General features: G+C 64.4%; 19 protein-coding genes, 1 tRNA gene and 1 riboswitch. Of the genes, 8 read left to right on the top strand and 12 right to left on the bottom strand.

All coding sequences use genetic code 11. The features are described 5' to 3' along the window. Positions 1-330 precede the first annotated feature (330 nt). Positions 331-1164, top strand: coding sequence for an S-formylglutathione hydrolase (fghA, locus tag HNQ95_RS21705; RefSeq protein ID WP_154385628.1), 834 nt, complete (start codon positions 331-333; stop codon positions 1162-1164). Between the two features lie 16 nt (positions 1165-1180). Here fghA and HNQ95_RS21700 read toward each other — a convergent pair whose 3' ends face one another. From HNQ95_RS21700 to thiC, 6 genes are read right to left on the bottom strand one after another with little or no spacing between them, the layout of a single operon-like run. Continuing rightward, entirely contained in the window at positions 1181-1954 is a 774-nt protein-coding gene (locus HNQ95_RS21700; RefSeq protein ID WP_182575146.1) for a hydroxymethylpyrimidine/phosphomethylpyrimidine kinase, read from the bottom strand. After that, a complete protein-coding gene (locus tag HNQ95_RS21695; RefSeq protein WP_182575147.1) occupies positions 1924-2529 on the bottom strand; it encodes a thiamine phosphate synthase in 606 nt (201 codons plus the stop codon). Before HNQ95_RS21695 ends, HNQ95_RS21700 begins: the two co-directional genes overlap by 31 nt. Then, on the bottom strand, positions 2526-3299 hold the full coding sequence (locus HNQ95_RS21690; protein WP_182575148.1) for a thiazole synthase: 774 nt from the start codon (positions 3297-3299) through the stop codon (positions 2526-2528). Before HNQ95_RS21690 ends, HNQ95_RS21695 begins: the two co-directional genes overlap by 4 nt. Positions 3300-3301: 2 nt before the next feature. Beyond that, the gene (gene thiS / locus HNQ95_RS21685) at positions 3302-3499 is read right to left on the bottom strand and encodes a sulfur carrier protein ThiS (protein ID WP_182575149.1); all 198 of its coding nucleotides are present in this window, start codon (positions 3497-3499) and stop codon (positions 3302-3304) included. Beyond that, positions 3483-4469, bottom strand: coding sequence for a glycine oxidase ThiO (gene thiO / locus HNQ95_RS21680; RefSeq protein ID WP_182575150.1), 987 nt, complete (start codon positions 4467-4469; stop codon positions 3483-3485). The genes thiS and thiO overlap by 17 nt, the downstream gene beginning before the upstream one ends. Further along, the gene (gene thiC / locus HNQ95_RS21675) at positions 4466-6292 is read right to left on the bottom strand and encodes a phosphomethylpyrimidine synthase ThiC (protein ID WP_067957520.1); all 1827 of its coding nucleotides are present in this window, start codon (positions 6290-6292) and stop codon (positions 4466-4468) included. Before thiC ends, thiO begins: the two co-directional genes overlap by 4 nt. A gap of 109 nt (positions 6293-6401) precedes the next feature. Beyond that, positions 6402-6518, bottom strand: a riboswitch (TPP riboswitch). 188 nt (positions 6519-6706) lie between these two features. Between thiC and HNQ95_RS21665 the strand changes: the two genes are divergently transcribed. The 5 genes from HNQ95_RS21665 (at position 6707) to HNQ95_RS21645 (ending at position 12719) form a co-directional block, all read left to right on the top strand. Then, the gene (locus tag HNQ95_RS21665) at positions 6707-7942 is read left to right on the top strand and encodes a 3-methyl-2-oxobutanoate dehydrogenase (2-methylpropanoyl-transferring) subunit alpha (protein WP_067957523.1); all 1236 of its coding nucleotides are present in this window, start codon (positions 6707-6709) and stop codon (positions 7940-7942) included. Between the two features lie 3 nt (positions 7943-7945). Further along, entirely contained in the window at positions 7946-8959 is a 1014-nt protein-coding gene (locus HNQ95_RS21660; protein WP_182575151.1) for an alpha-ketoacid dehydrogenase subunit beta, read from the top strand. A 2-nt stretch (positions 8960-8961) separates the two neighbouring features. Further along, positions 8962-10269 carry a dihydrolipoamide acetyltransferase family protein gene (locus HNQ95_RS21655; RefSeq protein WP_182575152.1) on the top strand — a complete coding sequence of 436 codons (1308 nt, stop codon included), beginning with the start codon at positions 8962-8964 and terminating at the stop codon, positions 10267-10269. 4 nt (positions 10270-10273) lie between these two features. Next, positions 10274-11671 (top strand): dihydrolipoyl dehydrogenase, encoded by a 1398-nt coding sequence (lpdA, locus tag HNQ95_RS21650; RefSeq protein WP_182575153.1) that lies wholly within the window; start codon positions 10274-10276, stop codon positions 11669-11671. 298 nt (positions 11672-11969) lie between these two features. Beyond that, the gene (locus HNQ95_RS21645; protein WP_067957533.1) at positions 11970-12719 is read left to right on the top strand and encodes a F0F1 ATP synthase subunit A; all 750 of its coding nucleotides are present in this window, start codon (positions 11970-11972) and stop codon (positions 12717-12719) included. A 74-nt stretch (positions 12720-12793) separates the two neighbouring features. On the opposite strand, the gene HNQ95_RS21640 is transcribed toward HNQ95_RS21645, so the two are convergent. From HNQ95_RS21640 to HNQ95_RS21630, 3 genes are all read right to left on the bottom strand, one after another. Further along, entirely contained in the window at positions 12794-14530 is a 1737-nt protein-coding gene (locus HNQ95_RS21640; RefSeq protein ID WP_182575154.1) for an LVIVD repeat-containing protein, read from the bottom strand. A gap of 228 nt (positions 14531-14758) precedes the next feature. Continuing rightward, positions 14759-14835: transfer RNA gene (locus HNQ95_RS21635), tRNA-Arg, on the bottom strand. A 151-nt stretch (positions 14836-14986) separates the two neighbouring features. Then, positions 14987-16150 (bottom strand): M20 aminoacylase family protein, encoded by a 1164-nt coding sequence (locus tag HNQ95_RS21630; RefSeq protein ID WP_067957538.1) that lies wholly within the window; start codon positions 16148-16150, stop codon positions 14987-14989. Positions 16151-16378: 228 nt separating this feature from the next. Here HNQ95_RS21630 and HNQ95_RS21625 point away from each other — a divergent pair, with 228 nt between their 5' ends. Then, the gene (locus tag HNQ95_RS21625) at positions 16379-17527 is read left to right on the top strand and encodes a D-alanyl-D-alanine carboxypeptidase family protein (RefSeq protein ID WP_182575155.1); all 1149 of its coding nucleotides are present in this window, start codon (positions 16379-16381) and stop codon (positions 17525-17527) included. Then, the gene (locus tag HNQ95_RS21620; protein WP_182575156.1) at positions 17524-18657 is read left to right on the top strand and encodes a CobW family GTP-binding protein; all 1134 of its coding nucleotides are present in this window, start codon (positions 17524-17526) and stop codon (positions 18655-18657) included. Before HNQ95_RS21625 ends, HNQ95_RS21620 begins: the two co-directional genes overlap by 4 nt. 39 nt (positions 18658-18696) lie before the next feature. On the opposite strand, the gene HNQ95_RS21615 is transcribed toward HNQ95_RS21620, so the two are convergent. The 3 genes from HNQ95_RS21615 to HNQ95_RS21605 form a co-directional block, all read right to left on the bottom strand. Beyond that, positions 18697-18930 (bottom strand): sulfurtransferase TusA family protein, encoded by a 234-nt coding sequence (locus HNQ95_RS21615; RefSeq protein WP_182575157.1) that lies wholly within the window; start codon positions 18928-18930, stop codon positions 18697-18699. 5 nt (positions 18931-18935) lie between these two features. Further along, positions 18936-20207 (bottom strand): L,D-transpeptidase family protein, encoded by a 1272-nt coding sequence (locus tag HNQ95_RS21610; RefSeq protein WP_182575158.1) that lies wholly within the window; start codon positions 20205-20207, stop codon positions 18936-18938. A 277-nt stretch (positions 20208-20484) separates the two neighbouring features. After that, entirely contained in the window at positions 20485-21435 is a 951-nt protein-coding gene (locus tag HNQ95_RS21605; protein WP_067957550.1) for an acetyl-CoA carboxylase carboxyltransferase subunit alpha, read from the bottom strand. Positions 21436-21485 lie beyond the last annotated feature (50 nt).

The following is a 21485-nucleotide window of genomic DNA, read 5'->3' as shown; positions in this document are numbered from 1 at the left end:
CCCGATGATCACCCATACGCTGAAGCTCGAAGACATCAACAAGGGTTTCGACCTGATGCATGCAGGCGAAAGCATCCGCAGCGTGGTCGTCTACTAACTCCCAAAGCCGGCCAGGCCCCCATGGCCGGCTCCCCCAAACGCCACGGCTTTTCGCCGGCCCTCAAGCCTCCCAGCTTGGCCCGCGTGTTCCCGAAGCTGGGCGTCGACCGGCGGCGTGTCCGAGGTTTCCACAACCCCTCGGCCGCGCCGCCGGCATCTCTTTGAACGGTTGCAGGTCGCCGCCCCCGAGGTTATGCCGGGGCAGCAATTCTTGACGAGAAGGCAGAGCAGATGAAGACCGTTTCCACGTCGAAGTCGCATGGCGGCATCCAGGGCGTCTATTCCCACGCCTCCGAGGCCTGCGCCTGCGACATGACCTTTGCCGTCTTCGTACCGCCGCAAGCCAAGAACGGACCCGTGCCGGTGCTGTGGTATCTCTCGGGCCTGACCTGCACCCACGCCAATGTCATGGACAAGGGCGAATACCGCCGCCTGGCCGCTGAGCTCGGCCTGATCATCGTCTGCCCCGACACCAGTCCGCGCGGCGAAGGCGTGGCCGACGAAAAGGACAACTGGCAGTTCGGTTCGGGCGCCGGGTTCTATGTCGATGCGACGCAGCAGCCCTTTGCCGCGAACTACCGGATGTATTCCTATATCACCGAGGAACTGCCGGCGCTGATCGCCGCAAACTTCCCCGCCGATATGTCGCGCCAGGCGATCTTTGGCCACTCGATGGGCGGGCACGGCGCGCTGACCATCGCACTCAAGAACCCGGAGCGCTTCAAGAGCTGCTCGGCCTTCGCACCCATCGCCCAGCCGTCGACCGCCGGCTGGTCGAAGCCGGCGCTGGAGAAGTATCTCGGTGCTGATGAAGCTGCATGGCGCGCCTATGACACGACGCTTCTGATCGAGGACGGCAAGCGGTTTCCGGAGTTCCTTGTCGACCAGGGCTCGGCCGACAGTTTCCTGCAGGAGGGGCTGCGCCCCTGGCTGCTCGACGAGGCCTGCAAGAAGGCAGGCATCGGGCTCACCCTGCGCATGCAGGACGGCTACGACCATTCCTACAACTTCATCTCGACCTTCATGGACGACCATTTGAGGTGGCACGCCGCCCGTCTGGGCTGAACGCCGAAAGTCGCTCTCACGGCCTGGCCGCCAGCAGCTTGGCGAAGACATGGCGCTTCGCCTTGCCGATGCTGATCTCCAGCGTTTCATATTGTGCCAGATGCGCCGCGATTGCGCTTGCAAGCATGCAGCCGGTGCCGCGCATGGAAACCGCGATGCGCGACGCCTCGAAGCGGATCGGCTCACGGTCGGGCAAGAGCAGCATGTCGGTGGCGCTCGCTCCCGTGGCATGCCCGCCCTTGACGAGAATGGCGGGCGCTCGGGTCTCGAAAAGCTTTGCTGCCTGGCTGACGATGTCGCCTTCGCCGGAGGCCAGCGGCAGGCCGGTCAGCAGCGCCAGTTCCGGCAGGTTGGGTGTGACCAACGTGCAGAGCGGAAACAGCTTGCGCTTGAGCGCGTCGACGGCGCCGCCGTCGAGCAGCTGACGTCCCGAGGTTGAAGCAAGCACCGGATCGAGCACGACAGGCACCGGCAGGCTGCTCGCCAGCACCGAGGCGACGGTGTCGATCGTCGCGGCCGTTCCCAGCATGCCGATCTTGACCGCAGCAATCGGATTGGCGGCAATGGCCGCGCGCATCTGCTCGGCAATCAGCTGAGGCGGCATCCGTTCGATGCGCTCGACGCGGGCATGTGTCTGCACTGTGACTGCGGTGACGGCGACGCTGCAACGCAAACCGAAGGCCGATACCGTCTCGACGTCGCGGACGATGCCGGCGCCGCCGCTCGAATCCGAGCCGGCGATGATCAGCACATGCGGGGTCATCGCCACTGAGCCGTCGCTGCCAGCCATTCGCGCGTCCTCGCTTCGGGATCAGCGTTGAGCGTGATGTCGGTGACGACGGCAGCTACGTCGGCGCCTTGCGCGAAGACGCCTGCAATGCGGTCGACATTGAGTCCGCCGATGGCGACCAGCGGTGTCGCGCCCACGCGCCGTTTCCAGAGGGCGATGCGGTCGAGCCCTTGCGGCGCCCATTTCATCGCCTTGAGGATGGTCGGATAGACGGGACCAAGCGCGACATAATCGGGCGCGGCGGCAAGTGCTGTGTCGAGTTCGGCGTCGTCATGGGTGCTGAGGCCGAGCTTCATGCCGGCGTGGCGGATCGCTTTGACATCCGCTTCTGCGAGATCTTCCTGGCCGAGATGAACGAAGTCGCAGCCCTCGTCGATGGCGAGGCGCCAGTAGTCATTGACGATGAGCTGGCAGCGGTGGCGTTCGCAGACGGCCTTCGCCGCGCGGATTTCGCGGCACAGGCCGGCTTCGTCCATGTCCTTGATGCGCAGTTGCACCAGCTTGACGCCCAACGGCACCAGCCGCTCGATCCACGCTGCGGAATCGACGATCAGGTAAAACGGGTCGAGCTTCATGAAAATGCTGCCATGCCGATAACGGGGGTGGAGGGGACGGCCATGTCGCGTGCTTCGAGCGGGCCGGCGCGGAAGGCCTGGCGTCCTGCTTCAATCGCCTTGCCGAAAGCCGAAGCCATGGCGACGGGGTCGCCTGCCTTGGCAACCGCCGTGTTGAGCAGCACGGCGTCGTAGCCGAGCTCCATGACGGTGGCCGCATGCGACGGGCGGCCGATGCCGGCATCGACGATGAGCGGCACATCGGGGAAATGACCGCGCAGGCTGCGCAGGGCGTCGAGGTTCTGCGGCCCGCGGGCGGACCCGATCGGCGCACACCAGGGCATCAGCAGCTTGCAGCCGACATCCAGCAAGCGCCCGGCGACGACCAGATCGTCGGTCGTATAGGGGAAGACGTCGAAGCCTTCGGCAGCCAGGATCTTGGCCGCCTCGACCAGGCCGAACACGTCGGGCTGTAGCGTGTCGTGGTTGCCGATGACCTCAAGCTTGATCCAATCGGTGCCGAACACCTCGCGCGCCATTTTCGCCGTCGTCACCGCTTCCTTGACCGAGTGGCAGCCGGCGGTGTTGGGCAAGACGCGCACCCCGAGCGACTGGATCAGCGACCAGAATTTTCCGCCTGTCTTGCCGCCGGAAGTCTCGCGGCGCAGCGAGACAGTGACGATTTCGGCGCCCGATGCCGTGATCGCCTCGGCCATGATGGCGGGCGAGGGGTAAAGTGCGGTGCCGAGCAGCAGCCGGGAGGAAACCTGGTGTCCGTAGAGTTCGAGCATGCTCAGCCTCCCTTCATCGGTGCGAGGATTTCGATGCGGTCGCCATCGGCGAGCGCGCAGCCGTCGCGTTCCCTGGCCGGCACGACCTCGCCATTGAGTGCGGTGGCGAGCCAGCCGCCGTCATAGTCGAGCTCGGCAAGCAGGGCGGCGAGCGTGGCGGCCGTCACCTCGTGCTGACAGCCGTTAATGGTGAGCTTCATGGGCGCGCTCCTTCTCCGTCTCTGTGCCCAGGATCATGGCGGCCGCCTTGTGCGCCATGGCGGGCGCGAGCAGGAAGCCGTGGCGGTAAAGGCCGTTGATGCGGATGGTGTTTCCGTCGCGTTCGACGCGCGGCAAATTGTCTGCAAAGGCCGGGCGGATGCCGGTGCCGGTCTCGACAAGCTCGGCCTCGCCGAAGGCCGGATGCAGCGCATAAGCGGCGTTGAGCAGCTCCAGCACCGAACGCGCGGTGATCGGCCCGGCGGCATCGCTTTCGATCATCGTTGCGCCAACCATGAACAGATTGCCCGAGCGCGGCACGACATAGACAGGGATGCGCGGATGCAGCAGCCGCACCGGCCGCGCCAGCGCCACCTCCGACGTCTTGAGGATCAGCATCTCGCCGCGCACGCCGCGCAGGCCTGTCAGCCTGCCTGTGATGCCGGTGCAGTCGGCCTCGACATCGGCCGACCGACTGTGCACCGCGCCGTAGCCGAAATCGAAACGCACGCCCATCTCGACAAGCTTTTGCTGCAGCTCAAGCAGCGCCCGGCGCGGGTCGAGATGCGCTTCCTCTGCGAAAAACAGCGCGCGGGTGAAGCTGCCTTCGAGGTCGGGTTCAAGCGCTGCGATCGCCTCGGCGTCGATGGCGCGGTATCCAGAGGTGCGGCGGCCGAAGCGGTCGAGTTCACCCGCGTCCCGGGCCGGAGCCACGACCAGCGTACCGTTGCGCATGACATGCCCGGGCAGGGCGGCGGACCACCAGTCGGCGGCACCGCGTCCGAGCGAAAGCACCGTCTCTTCGGCACTCTCGCGTTCGCACCAGGGCGCCAGCATGCCGCCGGCCTGCCATGAGGCATTGCCGGCGATCTGCCTTCTGATGTCGACCACGGTCACGCTTGCGCCGCGTGTCGCCAGCTCATGCGCGAGCGTCAACCCGGCGACGCCCGCGCCACGGATCAGCACCTTCATGGCTGGCCTGCCGTCTCCGCGGGTTCGGCGCTTTCCACCGGCATGTAGAGGTCGCCGCCGTCGCGGTACTTCGCCGCCATCGCTGCCAGCCCTTCCTTCTGCGCCTCGGCGCGGATGTCGTGGGAGATCCGCATCGAGCAGAATTTGGGGCCGCACATGGAGCAGAAATGCGCCACCTTGTGTGCTTCCTTGGGCAAGGTCTGGTCGTGGTAGGAACGCGCCGTCTCCGGGTCGAGCGACAGGTTGAACTGGTCCTCCCAGCGGAACTCGAAGCGTGCCCGCGACAGCGCGTCGTCCCTGACCTTGGCGGCCGGATGACCTTTGGCGAGGTCGGCGGCGTGTGCTGCGATCTTGTAGGTGATAACGCCCACCTTGACGTCGTCGCGGTCGGGCAGGCCAAGATGCTCCTTGGGCGTGACGTAGCAGAGCATGGCCGTGCCGAACCAGCCGATCATTGCAGCGCCGATGCCAGAGGTGATGTGGTCGTAGCCGGGCGCGATGTCGGTGGTCAAAGGCCCAAGCGTGTAGAAGGGCGCTTCGCCGCAGACCTCGAGCTGCTTGTCCATGTTTTCCTTGATCTTGTGCATCGGCACGTGGCCGGGGCCCTCGATCATCACCTGGCAGTCCTTGGCCCAGGCGATCTTGGTAAGTTCGCCCAGCGTCTCCAGTTCGGCGAACTGGGCGGCATCGTTGGCGTCTGCAATCGAACCTGGGCGCAGGCCGTCGCCGAGCGAAAAGGCGACGTCATAGGTTCGGCAGATGTCGCAGATCTCCTCGAAATGCTCGTAGAGGAAGCTCTCCTTGTGGTGATGCAGGCACCATTTGGCCATGATCGAGCCGCCGCGCGAGACGATGCCGGTGACGCGGTCAACTGTCAGGTGGATGTAGGCGAGCCGCACGCCGGCATGGATGGTGAAATAGTCGACGCCCTGCTCGGCCTGCTCGATGAGCGTGTCGCGGAACACCTCCCAGGTCAGGTCCTCGGCGATGCCTCCGACCTTCTCCAGCGCCTGGTAGAGCGGCACCGTGCCGATCGGCACCGGCGCGTTGCGGATGATCCAGTCACGGATGTTGTGGATGTTGCGACCGGTCGACAAGTCCATCACCGTGTCGCCGCCCCAGCGCGTCGCCCACACCATCTTCTCGACCTCCTCGGCCATCGACGAGGTGACGGCGGAATTGCCGATATTGGCGTTGATCTTGACCAGGAAATTGCGGCCGATGATCATCGGCTCGCTCTCGGGGTGGTTGATGTTGGAGGGGATGATGGCGCGGCCGCGAGCGACCTCGTCGCGGACGAATTCCGGGGTGACGAAATCGGGAATGACGGCGCCGAAGCTCTCGCCGTCGCGTTGAAGCTTGGCCCGGATCTGCTCGCGGCCGAGGTTCTCGCGGATGGCGACGAATTCCATTTCGGGCGTGACGATGCCGGCGCGGGCATAAGCAAGCTGGGTGACGGCGCGGCCGCCGGTGGCGCGCAGCGGGGCGTTGCGAACCGGGAATTCCGGCGTCAGCCTTTCGCCGGAGACGAAGCCATTGTCCTCAGCCTTGACCGCGCGGCCTTCATAACGCTCGACGTCGCCGCGGGCGATGATCCAGTCTTCGCGCAGCCGCGGCAGGCCGCGCTCGATGTCTGTTGTCACCGACGTGTCGGTGTAGGGGCCTGACGAATCATAGACGGTGACCGGCGGCTCGCCGGCGCTCGGATGAACCGAGATCTCGCGCATCGGCACACGGATGTCGGGATGTAGCTTGCCTGGCTTGTAGACCTTCCGCGACGCGGGAAGTTCGCCAACGGTGACTGATGGGGTGTGGGCATTCATGAGTGAGCCTCCTGGTTGGAGACCCAGTCCATGCGATGAGAAGGAGGAGAGGTTTTGCCTGGGGACTTCGGGCAAGAATGAGCCCGAATGCCTGAGCCGGATATCCGGCCTGCTGCGCCTCGCACCGTCCCTACGCCAGTATGAACTGGATCAGGTTCAACGGGTCACTGCGCTGCGCGAGCCAGCAGAATCTCAGCCCCTTGTCGGGACCCCCCTGGTGAGCCCTAAGCATGGAGGCGGAACCGGCGTCGTGTCAACGGCCTTTCGCCGAGGCCGAGAGAATGCCAAAGTCGGGGGCATCGAGACCCATTGCGGTTTCGAAGACGATCGGATAATAGGTCAGCGTTACTGACATAAATTGTCTGCCGCGCAGGGAGGACCAATTGGCCTGCGCACGCGACAGGAGGAGCATCCGTGACGGACAATCCCGCGCCGCTGAAGTTCCATGTGCCCGAGCCGGAAGTGCGCCCGGGCGGCACCCCCGACTTCTCCAATGTGCCGATCCCCAAGGCGGGTTCGGTCGACAGGCCGCCGGTCGATGTCGATCCCAGGACGATCCGCGACCTGGCTTATTCGATCATCCGCGTGCTCAATCGCGAAGGCGATGCCGTAGGTCCATGGGCCGGTACGCTGACCGACGAGGAGCAGCTCGAAGGGCTGCGCCACATGATGACGCTGCGCTCCTTCGACGCGCGCATGCAGATGGCGCAGCGTCAGGGCAAGACCTCTTTCTACATGCAGCATATGGGCGAGGAGGCGGTCAGCTGCGCCTTCCGCAAGGCGCTCGTTCAGGGCGACATGAACTTCCCGACCTATCGCCAGGCCGGCCTGCTGATCGCCGGCGGCTATCCGATGGTCGACATGATGAACCAGATCTATTCCAACGAGATGGATCCGCTGAAGGGCCGCCAGCTGCCGATCATGTATTCGGCCAAGGATCACGGTTTCTTCTCGATTTCCGGCAACCTGACCACCCAGTATATCCAGGCGGTGGGCTGGGCGATGGCATCCGCCATCAAGGGGGACACCAAGATCGCTGTCGGCTGGGTCGGTGACGGCGCCACCGCCGAGAGCGACTTCCACGCCGCACTTGTCTTCGCCTCGACCTACAAGGCGCCCGTCGTCCTCAACATCGTCAACAACCAGTGGGCGATCTCGACCTTCCAGGGCATCGCCCGCGGCGGCTCCGGCACGTTTGCGGCGCGCGGCCTCGGCTTCGGCATCGCAGCCTTGCGTGTCGACGGCAACGACTATCTCGCTGTCCATGCGGTGGCGAAATGGGCGACGGAGCGGGCCAGGCTCAATCTCGGGCCGACGCTGGTCGAATATGTCACCTACCGTGTCGGCGCACATTCCACGTCAGATGATCCATCCGCTTACCGGCCCAAGACAGAGTCCGATGCCTGGCCGCTGGGTGACCCGGTGATCCGGCTGAAGAACCACCTGATCAAGCGTGGCCTATGGTCGGACGAGCGCCACAAGCAGACCGAGGCGGAAATCCTCGAGGCGGTGATCACGGCGCAGAAGGAAGCCGAGAGCCACGGCACGCTGCATGCCGGCGGCAAGCCGTCGACGCGTGACATGTTCGAGGGCGTCTATGCCGAGATGCCGCCGCATCTCCGTCGCCAGCGCCAGAAGGCGGGAGTGTAGCCGATGCCGCGCATGACAATGATCGAGGCCATCCGCAGCGCCATGGATGTCGCCATGGGCCGCGATGACAACGTCGTCGTTTTCGGCGAGGACGTCGGCTATTTCGGTGGCGTCTTCCGCTGCACCCAGGGTCTTCAGCAGAAATACGGTCGGGAGCGCTGTTTCGACGCGCCGATCAGCGAACTTGGCATCGTCGGCGCCGCCGTCGGCATGGCTGCCTATGGCCTCAAGCCATGTATCGAAATCCAGTTCGCCGACTACGTCTATCCCGCATATGACCAGATCGTTTCGGAAGCGGCACGGTTGCGATACCGCTCCAATGGCGAGTTCACCTGTCCGATCGTCATTCGCATGCCCACTGGCGGCGGCATCTTCGGCGGCCAGACCCACAGCCAGAGCCCTGAAGCGCTGTTCACCCATGTTTCCGGCCTTAAGGTGGTCGTGCCGTCCAATCCGCTCGACGCCAAGGGCCTGCTGATCGCATCGATCGAAGACCCGGATCCGGTGATCTTTCTGGAGCCGAAACGATTGTACAACGGCCCCTTCGATGGCCATCACGACCGTCCCGTCACGGCATGGTCGAAGCATGAGTTGGGCGAGGTGCCTGATGGGCACTACACCACCCCGCTCGGCAAGGCAGAGATCCGTCGGCCGGGTTCCGCCGTCACCGTTCTCGCTTATGGCACCATGGTCTATGTCGCCCAGGCGGCGGCTGAGGAGACCGGCATCGACGCCGAAATCATCGACCTCAGGACACTGCTGCCGCTCGACCTCGAAACCATCATCGCCTCGGTCAAGAAAACCGGCCGCTGTGTCGTCGTGCATGAGGCGACGCTGACCTCGGGCTTCGGTGCCGAGCTGGCAGCCCTGGTGCAGGAGCACTGCTTCTACCATCTCGAAGCACCGGTCGCCCGCGTCACCGGTTGGGACACGCCTTATCCGCATGCCCAGGAATGGGATTATTTCCCCGGCCCCAAGCGGGTCGGCGAAGCTTTGATCGAAACGATGGGGGCCTGAACATGGGCGAACATGTCATCAAGCTTCCCGACGTCGGCGAAGGCGTGGCCGAGGCTGAGCTTGTCGAATGGCACGTCAAGATCGGCGACCTCGTGCGCGAGGACGCGGTGATCGCCGCCGTCATGACCGACAAGGCAACGGTCGAAATCCCCTCGCCGGTCGATGGCGAGATCATCTGGCTCGGCGCCGAGATCGGCGAAACCGTCGCCGTCGGTTCGCCGATCGTGCGCATCAAAATTGCCGGCGACGGACCGGCGGAAACTGTGGCTGAGGTCGCTGCGGCCGAGCCGAATAGCGAGGCCAGGCAGCCGGCCCCGGCAGCTGTGGAAGCGGCTCCTGCGCCGGCTAAGAAAGCCGAACCTGCGGCAAAGCCACTAGCGCCCACGGCAGCGCTCAAGCCTGTGCCACGTGCAACAACGGTCGGCCTGCCCAGGCCGGAAGGCGAACGCCCGCTGGCGTCGCCCGCCGTGCGCTTGCGCGCCAAGGAAGCCGGCATCGACCTGCGCCAGATCCCCGGCACCGGTCCGGCCGGCCGCGTCACCCATGAAGATCTCGACGGTTTTGCCGCGCGCGGTGCGGCGGTCCCAGTGGCCGGCTTGCAGGCCAAGTCAGGTGTCGAGGAGATAAAGGTCATCGGCCTGCGCCGGCGCATCGCCGAAAAGATGGCGCTTGCCAAGTCGCGCATCCCCCACATCACCTATGTCGAGGAGATCGACGTCACCGGACTCGAGGAGCTGCGCGCCAAGCTCAACGCCGCAAAGAAGCCGGACCGGCCGAAGCTGACCTTGCTGCCGTTCCTGATGCGGGCGCTGGTCAAGGCCGTCGGCGAGCAGCCGCAGCTCAACGCCGTTTATGACGACGACGCCGGCATCATCCATCGCCATGCCGGCGTGCATATCGGCATGGCCGCCCAGACGCCGGGCGGGCTGATGGTGCCTGTGGTCAAGCACGCCGAGGCGCGCGACCTCTGGGATTGTGCCGCCGAGGTCAACCGTCTTGCCGAGGCCGCCAAGGCCGGCACGGCAACGCGCGAGGAGCTGACCGGCTCGACCATCACCATCACCTCGCTCGGTGCGATGGGCGGCGTCGCCACCACGCCCGTTATCAACTACCCGGAAGTGGCGGTCGTCGGCGTCAACAAGATCATGATCCGGCCGATGTGGGACGGCACCCAGTTCGTGCCGCGCAAGATGATGAACCTGTCCTCCAGCTTCGACCATCGCGTCATCGACGGCTGGGACGCAGCGGTCTTCGTCCAGCGCATCAAGGCGCTGCTCGAAGCGCCGGCAATGATCTTCGTGGAGGGCTGAGGCTGTGAAGGAAATCTCCTGCAAGCTTCTGATCATCGGTGCCGGACCCGGCGGCTATATCTGCGCCATCCGCGCTGGCCAGCTCGGCATCGACACCGTCATCGTCGAAGCGGTCAAGCCCGGTGGCACCTGCCTCAATGTCGGCTGCATCCCCTCCAAGGCGATGATCCATGCCGCCGACGAATATCTGAAGGTCTCGGAGATGGCGGCGGGCACAAGCCCGCTCGGCATCTCCCTGTCGGCGCCGGCACTCGATCTCGCCAGGACGGTTGCCTGGAAAGACCGCATCGTCGGCCGCCTGACCACAGGCGTTGCCGGCCTGCTCAAGAAGGCTCGGGTCAAGTCGGTGCAGGGCTGGGCGCGCTTCCGCGACGGCAAGACCGTCGAGGTCGACACCGAAACCGGCCTGCAGGTGATCCGCGCCGAAACCATCGTCATCGCCACCGGTTCGGTGCCTGTCGAGCTGCCGTTCCTGCCCTTCGGCGGATCGGTGATCTCGTCGACCGGGGCGCTGGCGCTGAAGCAGGTGCCGCAAGCACTCGCCGTCGTCGGCGGCGGTTACATCGGCCTTGAGCTTGGCACAGCCTTTGCCAAGCTCGGTGCCAAGGTGACGGTCGTCGAAGCCTTGCCGCGCATCCTGCCGCAATATGATGCCGAGCTGACCCGGCCCGTCGCCAAAAGGCTCGAAGCGCTCGGCGTCAAGGTGCTGACCGCTGCCAAGGCCAAGGGGCTTTCCGCCAAGGGCGATGCGCTTCTGGTCGAAGCCGCCGACGGCAGCGAGCAGAAGATTGCGGCCGACAAGGTGCTGGTGACTGTCGGGCGCAAGCCGCTGGTCGAAGGCTGGGGCCTCGAAGAGATCGACCTCGACCGCGACGGCCGTTTCATCCGCATCGACGAGCAGTGCCGCACCTCGATGCGCGGCATCTACGCCATCGGCGATGTCACCGGCGAGCCGATGCTGGCGCACCGCGCCATGGCCCAGGGCGAAATGGTCGCCGAGATCGTCGCCGGCCACAAGCGCAGCTGGGACAAGCGTTCGATCCCCGCCGTCTGCTTCACCGATCCGGAGGTCGTCACCGCGGGTCTTTCGCCCGACGAAGCCAAGGCGCTCAGCATCGAGATCAAGTCGTCGTCATTCCCGTTCTCGGCCAATGGCCGGGCGATGACCTTGCTCGGCGAAGACGGTTTCGTGCGCATCGTTGCCCGTGCCGACAACCATCTCGTGCTCGGCATCCAGGCCGTCGGCACCGGTGTCTCCGAGCTGTCCTCGGCCTTCAGCCTGGCGATCGAGATGGGGGCCAGGCTGGAAGACATCGCCGGCACCATCCATGCGCATCCAACGCAAAGCGAGGCCTTCCTTGAGGCAGCACTGCGCACGCTCGGCCACGCGCTGCACATCTGATGCCAGTTGATATCAGGGACGCGGCGCAAAGCCGCGTCCCCTCCAGCCTTGCCCAAGCCGGCCAGCTGGGCTAACAAGCCCACGCACTGGACGACCAGTGCCTAGTACGTTCGGGGACGGCCCCATCCAAGAGATGGCGCCGCAGACTTGTCACCTGAACTGATTCACCCCTTGAAACCGCGAAAACATGCAGCCTCCGCGTCGCGGACTGCCCTGTGCGCTCGACCCTGTCAGGCTTCCGGATCGGGTTCCGGGGCGCGCGCTTTCGCATTCGCATTGACCAGACCGGAGAGGCGCCATGGCCGGACCGATAGAGCAATTTGAAATCAAGCCGATCTTCACCCTGTTCGAGTTTGCCGGCCAGGAGATCGCCTTCACCAACTCCGCCGCCTACATGGTCGGCGTCGCGGTGTTCGGCGGGCTGTTCCTGCTGGTCTCGACCAGCGCCCGCGCCCTTGTGCCGACCCGGCTGCAGTCGATCACCGAGCTGATCTACGAATTCGTCTCCAGGACGTTGCGCGAAAATGCCGGCGAGGGCGGCATGAAGTTCTTCCCGCTGGTGTTTTCGCTGTTCGTCTTCATCCTGATTGCCAACCTGGCCGGGATGTTTCCTTATGCCTTCACGGTCACCAGCCACATCATCGTCACCTTCTCTTTCGCCATGATCGTGTTCGGCACGGTGACGCTCTACGGCATCTGGAAGAACGGGCTCGGTTTTTTCCGGCTGTTTTTGCCATCCGGCGTGCCGCTGGCTTTGGCGCCGATCATCGTGCCGATCGAGATCGTCTCCTACATCTCGCGGCCGATCAGCCATTCGGTGCGCCTGTTTGCCGTCATGCTGGCCGGCCACATCACGCTCAAGGTCTTTGCCGGCTTCGTCGTCAGCCTCGGCAGCATGGGCACGCTCGGCATCTTCGCCGCCGTGCTGCCGCTGACCATGACGGTCGCGCTGACCGCGCTCGAACTTCTGATGGCGGTGATCCAGGCCTACATCTTCACCATGCTGACCTGCATGTATCTCAACGACGCGCTGCACCCCGGGCACTGAACGGGCGAGCTTTTGCGACAAAACAAAAACCCCGGCGTAAAGCCGGGGTTTGAACGTCGAAGCGATGGATCGGCTCAGCTGCGCGGCGGCCAGACCTGGTCGCTCATGCCCAGCTTGGGCTCGCCGAGCAGCGGCGTCTTCAGCGCATGCACGCCGCCGACCGAAAACAGCCAGATGATGTTGCGGTCATATTCGGTGAACACCGCGAAGCTGGCATTGTCGAAAGTGTAGTCGGGCATTTCCGAAGTCGTGGGGAAACGCGGCACGAAATAGCCTGTAATCTTCGGCTGCGCCGGGTCCTTGACGTCGAAGATCTGCAGCCCGGCATTGTAGAAGGCGTAAGGCACGATGCCGTCGCGGCCATGGCCTGGCTGGTGCGTGGTGCCGGAGCGCTTGGGCCCGAAGCTGCCTTTGCGCTGGCAATAGTCGGTGAATTTCGCTTCCTGCGGCGGTGTTGGCCGCGGGAAGGTCGCCACCACCTTGGGTGCCGCCACATCCTTGGCGTCGATCACCAGCACATCCTTGTAGGGCTCGTAGCAGTTCGAGTTCATCGGATAGCCATTGGCGAAGACGTATCCGGTGCGCGCATACTGGCTGGTGTCGACATTGTCGAACTCGGTGCCGGCAAAGCTCGGTGCTGTCTCGACATGCCCCTTGATCTCCGGCCTGTCGGGATTGGAAAGATCGAAGGTGTAGAGGCCGAGCCCGCCCATCGCGCCGAAAGCGACCTTGCCGCCCTTTTCAACCGGGGTCGGCAGGAAGAGCGGCATGCGCGAACCCATCCATGACGTGCGGTTTCCTGCGCGCGGGTTCATCAAATAGGCGTCCTCGCTTGCCTTGTCGCCGACCACCTGGCCGGGCACCGTCACCTGGCTGACAAAGACCGGATTGGCCGGGTCCGACATATCCCAGACCTGATAGCCCGGCGAGTGCAGGTAATCGGGGTATTCGGTCAGTGCGTAAGAATCGTCGGGGGCCGCCGATAGGTACATGTATTTGCCGCCGAACCAGGCGGGTGCGTCGAGCGAGCCCGAGCCCTCCTGCTGGCCAACGGGCGCATTTGGGTTCTTGGTGTCGGTGGTGCGGGTGGCGATCAGCTTCCAGTCGTCGGGCGTCGGCCCGTTCATCTCATAGACCTTGAAGCCCTTGAGCGAATTGTAGTTGCGCAAGGTCGCGACGATGTCGGGCTGGGTGCGCTTGTTGTCGAGGATGCCGAAGCGGCCGATCTCGTAGGAAGCGACGACGACGTTCTTCTGCAGCTTCGCGCTCCAGGCGATGGTGATGCCGCCGAAATAGTCCTGGACCGTCTTGGCGTCCCAGTCCTCGCTCGAACCTTCCGGCCCCCACACGCCGCCCCTGGAATAGACGACCTTGGCCTTGGCCGGGTCGGTGATGTCGAGCACCCGCATGTAGTCGCGGTCGTGCACATACATGTAGCGCTTGCCGTCGAAGTCGGCGACGTCGGGCCAGGCATGCCAGGGCGAGCTGATGTGCGGGTAAAATGCGATCTCCTCGACATTCTGGCTGTAGCTCTTGTCGTCCCAGGCCTCCAGCTGTCCCGGAAAGGCCGGGCTGCCGCCCAGCGGCGTGGCGCGCGGCGCACGGAAGGTGCCGTCCTCCGACATGCCATAATCCTTACCTGGCTCCAGCGCCGGCGGTGCCTTGTCGTAGGTCAGCGCGTTCCACTGCTTGAGGTAGGGGTCGGTGATGTTGATCTCCGTCGGCACCTTGCTGCCCCAGTCGGCGGCACGAGCCACGCCGGCCGTCAGCGCCAGCACCGAACAGCCGATCGCGATAATCCTTGATGTCATGACGTCCCTCCCGACGGTTGGCCGCCAGCCCGCGTTCCTCGCTTGGGGCCTGTGGCGGAGTGGTCAGTTGAGGAAAGTTCGGTCAGTCAGAAAAGTGAATTTTCAGCACACAGCTATGAGCAGTTGGCATAGATGAGTATTGAGGTGAATGAATTTGGATACACAGATCGCCGAGGGCATGCAAAATGCGATTGCGCCGCATTCAAACACATCTGCGAGAGAATGGAGTGGTGATCCCGACAGGAATCGAACCTGTGACCTACAGATTAGGAATCTGCCGCTCTATCCTACTGAGCTACGGGACCACTCGGCTGCACACATAGCGGCTTCGAGCGGATTCGCCAACGGTTTTTGGCAGGCCGCGCCTGAAACGTTTTGGCGGCGGCTGATGCCGCCAAATGCTGTTTCCGCGTCCAGGGCCGGTTGGCAGCCATGGACGTGTTTGGACGGCGAAGGTCAGGCCGCGAGCGCGGTTTCGGCGAGGCGGACCCAGTAGCTGACGCCGTGCGGGATGGCTTCGTCGTTGAAGTCGTAGGCGGGGTGGTGGAGGTTGGCGGTGTCGCCATTGCCGATGAAGATGAAGGCGCCGGGGCGGGCTTCGAGCATGTAGGAAAAGTCCTCGCCGCCCATCAGCGGCTGGATCGCTCGGTGCACCTGCGGCTCGCCGGCGACTGAGGCAGCGACATCGCCTGCGAACACGGTCTCGTTCTCGTGGTTGAAGGTGACGGGGTAGTTGGCGTCGTAGTCGAGCTCGATCGCAGTGCCGGTGGCTTCCGCCACGCCGCGGCAGATGGCGCCCATGCGCTCCTCGGCGAGCTTGGCGATTTCCTTCTTCAGCGTGCGCACGGTGCCGGCAATGACAGCCTGCTCGGGAATGATGTTGTAGGCGGTGCCGGCGAGGAACTTGGTCACCGAAACGACGATCGCCTCGGCCGGATCGGTGTTGCGCGAGGCGATCGCCTGCAGAGCCGTCACCAGCTGGCTGCCGGCGACGATCGGGTCGATGGCGCGGTGCGGCATGGCGGCATGGCCGCCCTTGCCCTTGACGGTGATGGTGAACTCGGCGGTCGCCGCCATGATCGCGCCCGGGCGGATGGCAAACTGGCCAACCGGCAGGCTCGGCATGTTGTGCATGCCGAACACCTTCTGGATGCCGAAGCGCTCCATCATGCCGTCCTTGACCATCTCGTTGCCGCCGCCGCCGCCTTCTTCGGCCGGCTGGAAGATGACGGCCACCTGGCCGGCGAAATTGCGCGTCTCGGCGAGATATTTGGCGGCACCCAGAAGCATCGCCGTGTGGCCGTCATGGCCGCAGGCATGCATCTTGCCCGGTACTGTCGAAGCATAAGGCTTGCCGGTGATCTCCTCGATCGGCAGCGCGTCCATGTCGGCGCGCAGGCCAACGACGCCGCCTGCACCGAGGCTGCCCTTGATGATGCCGACGACGCCCGTCTTGCCGAGGCCGGTGACGATCTCGTCACAGCCGAACTCCTCGAGCTTGGCTTTGACGAAGTCGGCGGTCTCGAAGACGTCGAAATTGAGTTCCGGCTTCTGGTGCAGGTGACGGCGCCAGCCGGCGATCTCGTCCTGCATTTCGGCGGCTCGGTTCAGGATCGGCATGTTGGTCTCGACTTCCTGTGTGTTGGACCGTCTGATTGTTGAGCCAGGGGTCCGGATTCGCAATTGTGATCGCCCAAGCTCTGCCATCTTGGCGTCACATAGGTTATTTAGCAGCGGCGGCGACGCCGTGGCCATGGGTCTTTCGTACCGGCCAGCGCGTCGCCATCCCGGTTTACGGAAATCTTATGGACGGCCGGCTATGATCGGCAAGAGGCGATTTCGGATTTGATGATGAAGATTAGGTTCGTCAGAAGCATGCTCCTCGGCCTAACGGTCGCAACCGTGCTGGGCGCTGTCCCCGCGTCGGCCAATCCGGCGATGCTTTTCGACGTCAATTCGGGCGCCGTCATCGAGCACCAGGAAGCGTTCAAGCGCTGGCATCCAGCCTCGCTGACCAAGCTGATGACCGCCTATACCGCCTTCCGCGCCGTTAAGGCTGGCGAGCTGGCGCTCAATTCGCCGATCAAGATCTCCAAGAAGGCGGCGGCCTTCCCGCCGGCCAAGATGGGCTACAAGCCGGGTTCCGTGCTGACGCTCGACAACGCGCTGAAGATCATCATGGTCAAGTCGGCCAACGACGTGGCGGCGGCGATCGGCGAAAATGTCGGCGGCACGCCAGAGGCCTTCGCCGCACGGATGAACGCCGAGGCGCAGCGCCTCGGCATGGTCGGCAGCCACTGGGTCAATGCCAACGGCCTCCACGATCCCGAGCAGTATACGACGGCGCGCGACCTTGCGATCCTGGTCAGGGCGATCCGCCTCGAATATCCTGAATATGCCGCCTATTTCGACATCGAAGGCATCATTGCCGGCAAGGCCAAACTCAAGAACTTCAATCCGCTGGTCGGCCGCTTCCCCGGCACCGACGGCATGAAAACAGGCTTTGTCTGCGAATCCGGCTTCAACCTGATCGCCACCGCCACCCGCGACGGCAGGACACTTGCGGCGATCGTGCTCGGCGCGGATTCACCAGACAATCGCGCCGAAGAGGCGGCGAAGATGCTGCAGACCGGATTCGTCCGCAACGGCGCGTCGGTCAGCGTTACAGGGCTTGCGCCCTATGGCGACAACCGCGACGTCGCGACGAGCATGCGCGAGGAAGTCTGCTCGCCCAAGGCCAAGCATGCGGCTTCCGATGGGCCGGCGCCGACCGAGGCAGGGGCTGCGCCCGACAAGGTCTCGATCATTCCTGAAATGACACGCCAGCGTAACTGGGTCACCGTCAGCCTCGGCGGCGCCACCGGGCCGATGCCCAAGGCGCTCGGCGGCCGCGACATCGTCATCGAGACGGGCGTGCCGTTGCCGACCTGGCGTCCCGACAGGCCGGCACCGATTGGTGCTGCCCCTGTCGCTGGCAAGGTTCAGGCGCGCTCGTGAATTCGCAGGCAGTTTTCCCGATCCCGGTATCGGTGCTGACCGGCTTTCTCGGCGCCGGCAAGACGACGCTGCTCAACCGGCTGCTCAAGGATCCGGAGCTGACCGACACGGCGGTCATCATCAACGAATTCGGCGATGTCGCCATCGACCACCTGCTGGTCGAAAAGGCCTCCGACGGTGTCATCGAGCTGTCCGACGGCTGCCTCTGCTGCACCGTGCGCGGCGAGCTCGTCGACACGCTGGCCGATCTCGTTGACCGCCTGCAAACCGGCCGAATCGAGCGGCTGGCGCGGGTTGTGATCGAGACCACCGGCCTTGCCGATCCGGTGCCGGTGCTGCAGTCGATCATGGGCCATCCCGCACTCATCCACGCCTGCCGGCTCGACGGCGTCATCACCCTTGTCGATGCGGTCAATGGTGCATCGACGCTCGACGCCCATGTCGAGGCGGCCAAGCAGGTGGCGGTGGCCGACCGCATCGTGCTGACCAAGGCCGATCTCGTCGACGATGCCGAATGGCTCGATGCGCTCAGGGCGCGGCTTGCCCGCATCAACCCGGGTGCCGAAATCCGCGACGTCGAAGGTGCAGCGGTGGCAAAGCTGTTGCAGTGCGGGCTCTATGACCCGGCGACCAAGACCGCGGACGTACGCCGCTGGCTGGGCGGGGCGCAAGCGCACGATCTTCACCACCATCACGGTGACCACGGTCACCATCATCACCACGGTGACCATCATCATGATCACGACCATGGCCATCATCACGACAGCCGGGTCGGCTCGTTCTCGCTGACGCACGCCGGCGCGCTGCCTTTCTCGACGGTCGAGATGTTCCTCGACCTGTTGCTGTCGACGCAAGGCGACAAGCTGTTGCGGATCAAGGGCATCGTCGAACTGCTGGAAGACCGGGAGCGGCCGTTGGTCATCCATGGCGTGCAGAAACTGCTGCATCCGCCGGCACGCTTGCCGTCATGGCCGGATGCGGTTCGCGGCACAAGGCTTGTGCTGATCGGCATCGACCTGCCGCGCGACTATGTCGAACGCCTGTTTGCCGCCTTCGTCAACAAACCTGCCATCGACACGCCGGACCGCGAAGCGATGGAAAACAACCCGCTGGCGATCGCCGGGCGGTAGGGTCTTGTCGCTGCCTCCAAGGACGCACCGACTCCGAACTCAGCTTCCGCGTTCGACCAGAAAACGGTGGCCGCCTGAAACGGCCGTGGTCTCGATCAGGCGGTGGCCAGCCTCCTGGCAGAAGGCCGGGATGTCGATGACAGCCAGCGGGTCGGTGGTTTCGAGCCACAACAGCTCGCCTGATGACATGTCGGCGAGCCGGCGCTTGGCCTTGAGCACGGGCAGGGGGCAATTGAGCCCCCTAAGATCGTAGATGTCGGTGGTTTCGCCCACGCCGATCAGCTGCCGAACAGGTTGAGCAGCTTCTTCTTGAGCTTGGTGGCAGCGCCTGCCTCTTCGGCGGGGGCCGCCTGGGCGGCCTGCGTCGGCGCTTCGGTCACTGCGGGCTGTGGCTGCGGCACGGCGGCGATCTCGACCTGCTGCTGGGCGGCAAGCTTGGCAGCCTTGGCGGCAGCGATGGCTTGCGCCTTTTCCTCGGCAGCCTTCTTCTTGGCTTCCGCTGCCGCATCGAGCGCTGCCATGCGGCGGCCTTCGGCCGAATCGATACGGCCCATGCGGGCGGTGGTCTGGACGATGCTGCCGTCCTGGGCCATCGCCGGCGGCTCCAGGGTCACGCGCTCGCCGCGGGCACGGCGCTTGGTCCAGTCCGAAACGATTGCCGCTTCCTTGATGCCGGCAATCGTCGGCTTGGGCGCGGGAATGTCGCCACCGGTGGCGCTGGCGAAAGCAGCGTCATACTTGCTCTTGTAGGCCTGATAGGCGGTCTGCAGCGCCTGCGGCTGGGTCACTGCAGGGCAGGCGCCCGTCGGGTTGAATGTGCCACCTGCTTCCGGGACCTGGTTGAAGACGTAGCGCTTTTCGCAGACGTCGACTTTCGGCGGCACCTTGGTGATCTCGAAGTGGTCGTAGCCTTCCTTCAGCATCGCCCAGAACTGGTAGTTCGGGTCGTTGCGGTAGCGGGCCATGTTGGCCGCGGTCATGCGGAACGGATAGGACTGGACCTGGAATTCGGTCTGGCCGCCCTTGAAGGCATCGCGCGCGAAGGCGTAGATTTCCTCGATCTGGGCATCGGTCATCGAGAAGCAACCTGACGACGAGCAGGCGCCGTGAACCATCAGGTTCGAGCCGGTGCGGCCGTTGGCGCGGTCGAAGGCGTTGGGATAGCCGATGTTGAAGGCGAGGTGATAGCTGGAGTTCGGGTTCATCTGTCCCGGACGCACGGTGTAGAACCCCTCCGGCGACTGGCGGTCGCCCTCGGTGAATTTGGGGCCGAGCTTGCCCGACATCTTGCAGATGTCGTAGCTGGCAACGATGTCGTAGCGGCCGTTGGTCTTCTGTTTCCAGACTTCCAGCTTGCCTTCTTCCTTGAACACGCGCGCCAGCACGGGCGAGCTCTTGTTCATGCCCTTGGCCTTCATCTCGGCCATGATCTTGGCCGGCAGCTGGCGGTTGGCGTGCTGCGGCACGAAGTCGGTCACGGAGGATTCCGAACAGCCTGCCACCGCAAGGGCAGCGAGAAGCAATCCGGCGCGTGCGATATTGGCGATCATCGGTCTAAATGTCGTTTCTACATTGCAGTCATGGCGCATGCGCCAACAACCGGCCCGTCCTGGTACTGCCTCGACCTTAGGGTCGTTAACCTTGAAAAATCCTTACCGCAAGTTCTTGGCCCGTCCCACGCGCGAAAAATCACGGCATGTTCATTGAGCCGGGCGAGGCGGCATTTTTGTGGCGAAAACGTGCCGTGGCCCATGGGCCCCACAGTTTGTGCAATCACAGGCTGCGCATCGCGCCTTGCGAAAATCGATTCCGATCTTCGGGCGGATGCTAGAGGCTGCGGCCGATGGAGAGGTACTTCTCGCGGCGCTGCTCGCGGAAATCGATGTTCGAGCCGTTGAATTCGGCGAAAGTCTTGGCGATCAGGTCGCCGGTGGCCGAAATGACCGCTTCGGCGTTGCGGTGAGCGCCGCCCAGCGGCTCATCGATGATCTTGTCGATGATCTTGAGCGAGAGCAGGTCCTGCGCAGTGATCTTCATGTTGGTCGCCGCGTCCTTGGAACGCGTCGTGTCACGCCACAGGATGGAGGCGGCACCTTCCGGTGAGATCACCGAATAGATCGCATGCTCGAGCATGAACACGCGATTGGCGGTGGCAATGGCGATCGCGCCGCCCGAACCGCCTTCGCCGATCACAACCGCGATCGACGGCACCTTGAGGCCGAGGCAGGCTGAGGTCGAGCGCGCGATGGCTTCGGCCTGGCCGCGCTCTTCGGCGCCGACGCCCGGATAGGCGCCTGCGGTGTCGACGAGCATGACGACGGGGATGTTGAAGCGGTCGGCCATTTCCATCAGGCGCACGGCCTTGCGGTAGCCCTCGGGGCGGACCGAGCCGAAATTGTGCTTGAGGCGGCTCTTGGTGTCGTTGCCCTTTTCCTGGCCGAGCACCAGCACCGGCTCGCCACGGAAGCGGGCGAAGCCGCCGACCATGGCATTGTCTTCGCCGAAATTGCGGTCGCCTGCCAGAAGCGCGAAATCGGTGAACAGGCCGTTGATGTAGTCGAGGCAGTGCGGGCGGTCAGGGTGGCGCGCCACCTGGACCTTCTGCCAGGGCGTCAGCGCCTTATAGGCGTCACGCAGAGCATCACGCGAGCGCTTCTCCAGCCGCTTGATCTCGTCGCCGACATCGACGGCCTCGCCATTTTCGGCAAGCTTCTTGAGCTCGAGGATCTTGCCTTCGAGATCTTGGACCGGTTTTTCGAAATCGAGGTAATTGTACATTGGCGAGCGGACTACCACGCTGAAAATTTGAGGCACCGGGGGCCGGGGAC

Source organism: Aminobacter ciceronei, assembly GCF_014138625.1.
GTDB lineage: Bacteria > Pseudomonadota > Alphaproteobacteria > Rhizobiales > Rhizobiaceae > Aminobacter > Aminobacter ciceronei.
Note: the sequence above shows the minus strand (reverse complement) of the source record. Positions and strands in the feature narration are given on the sequence as shown.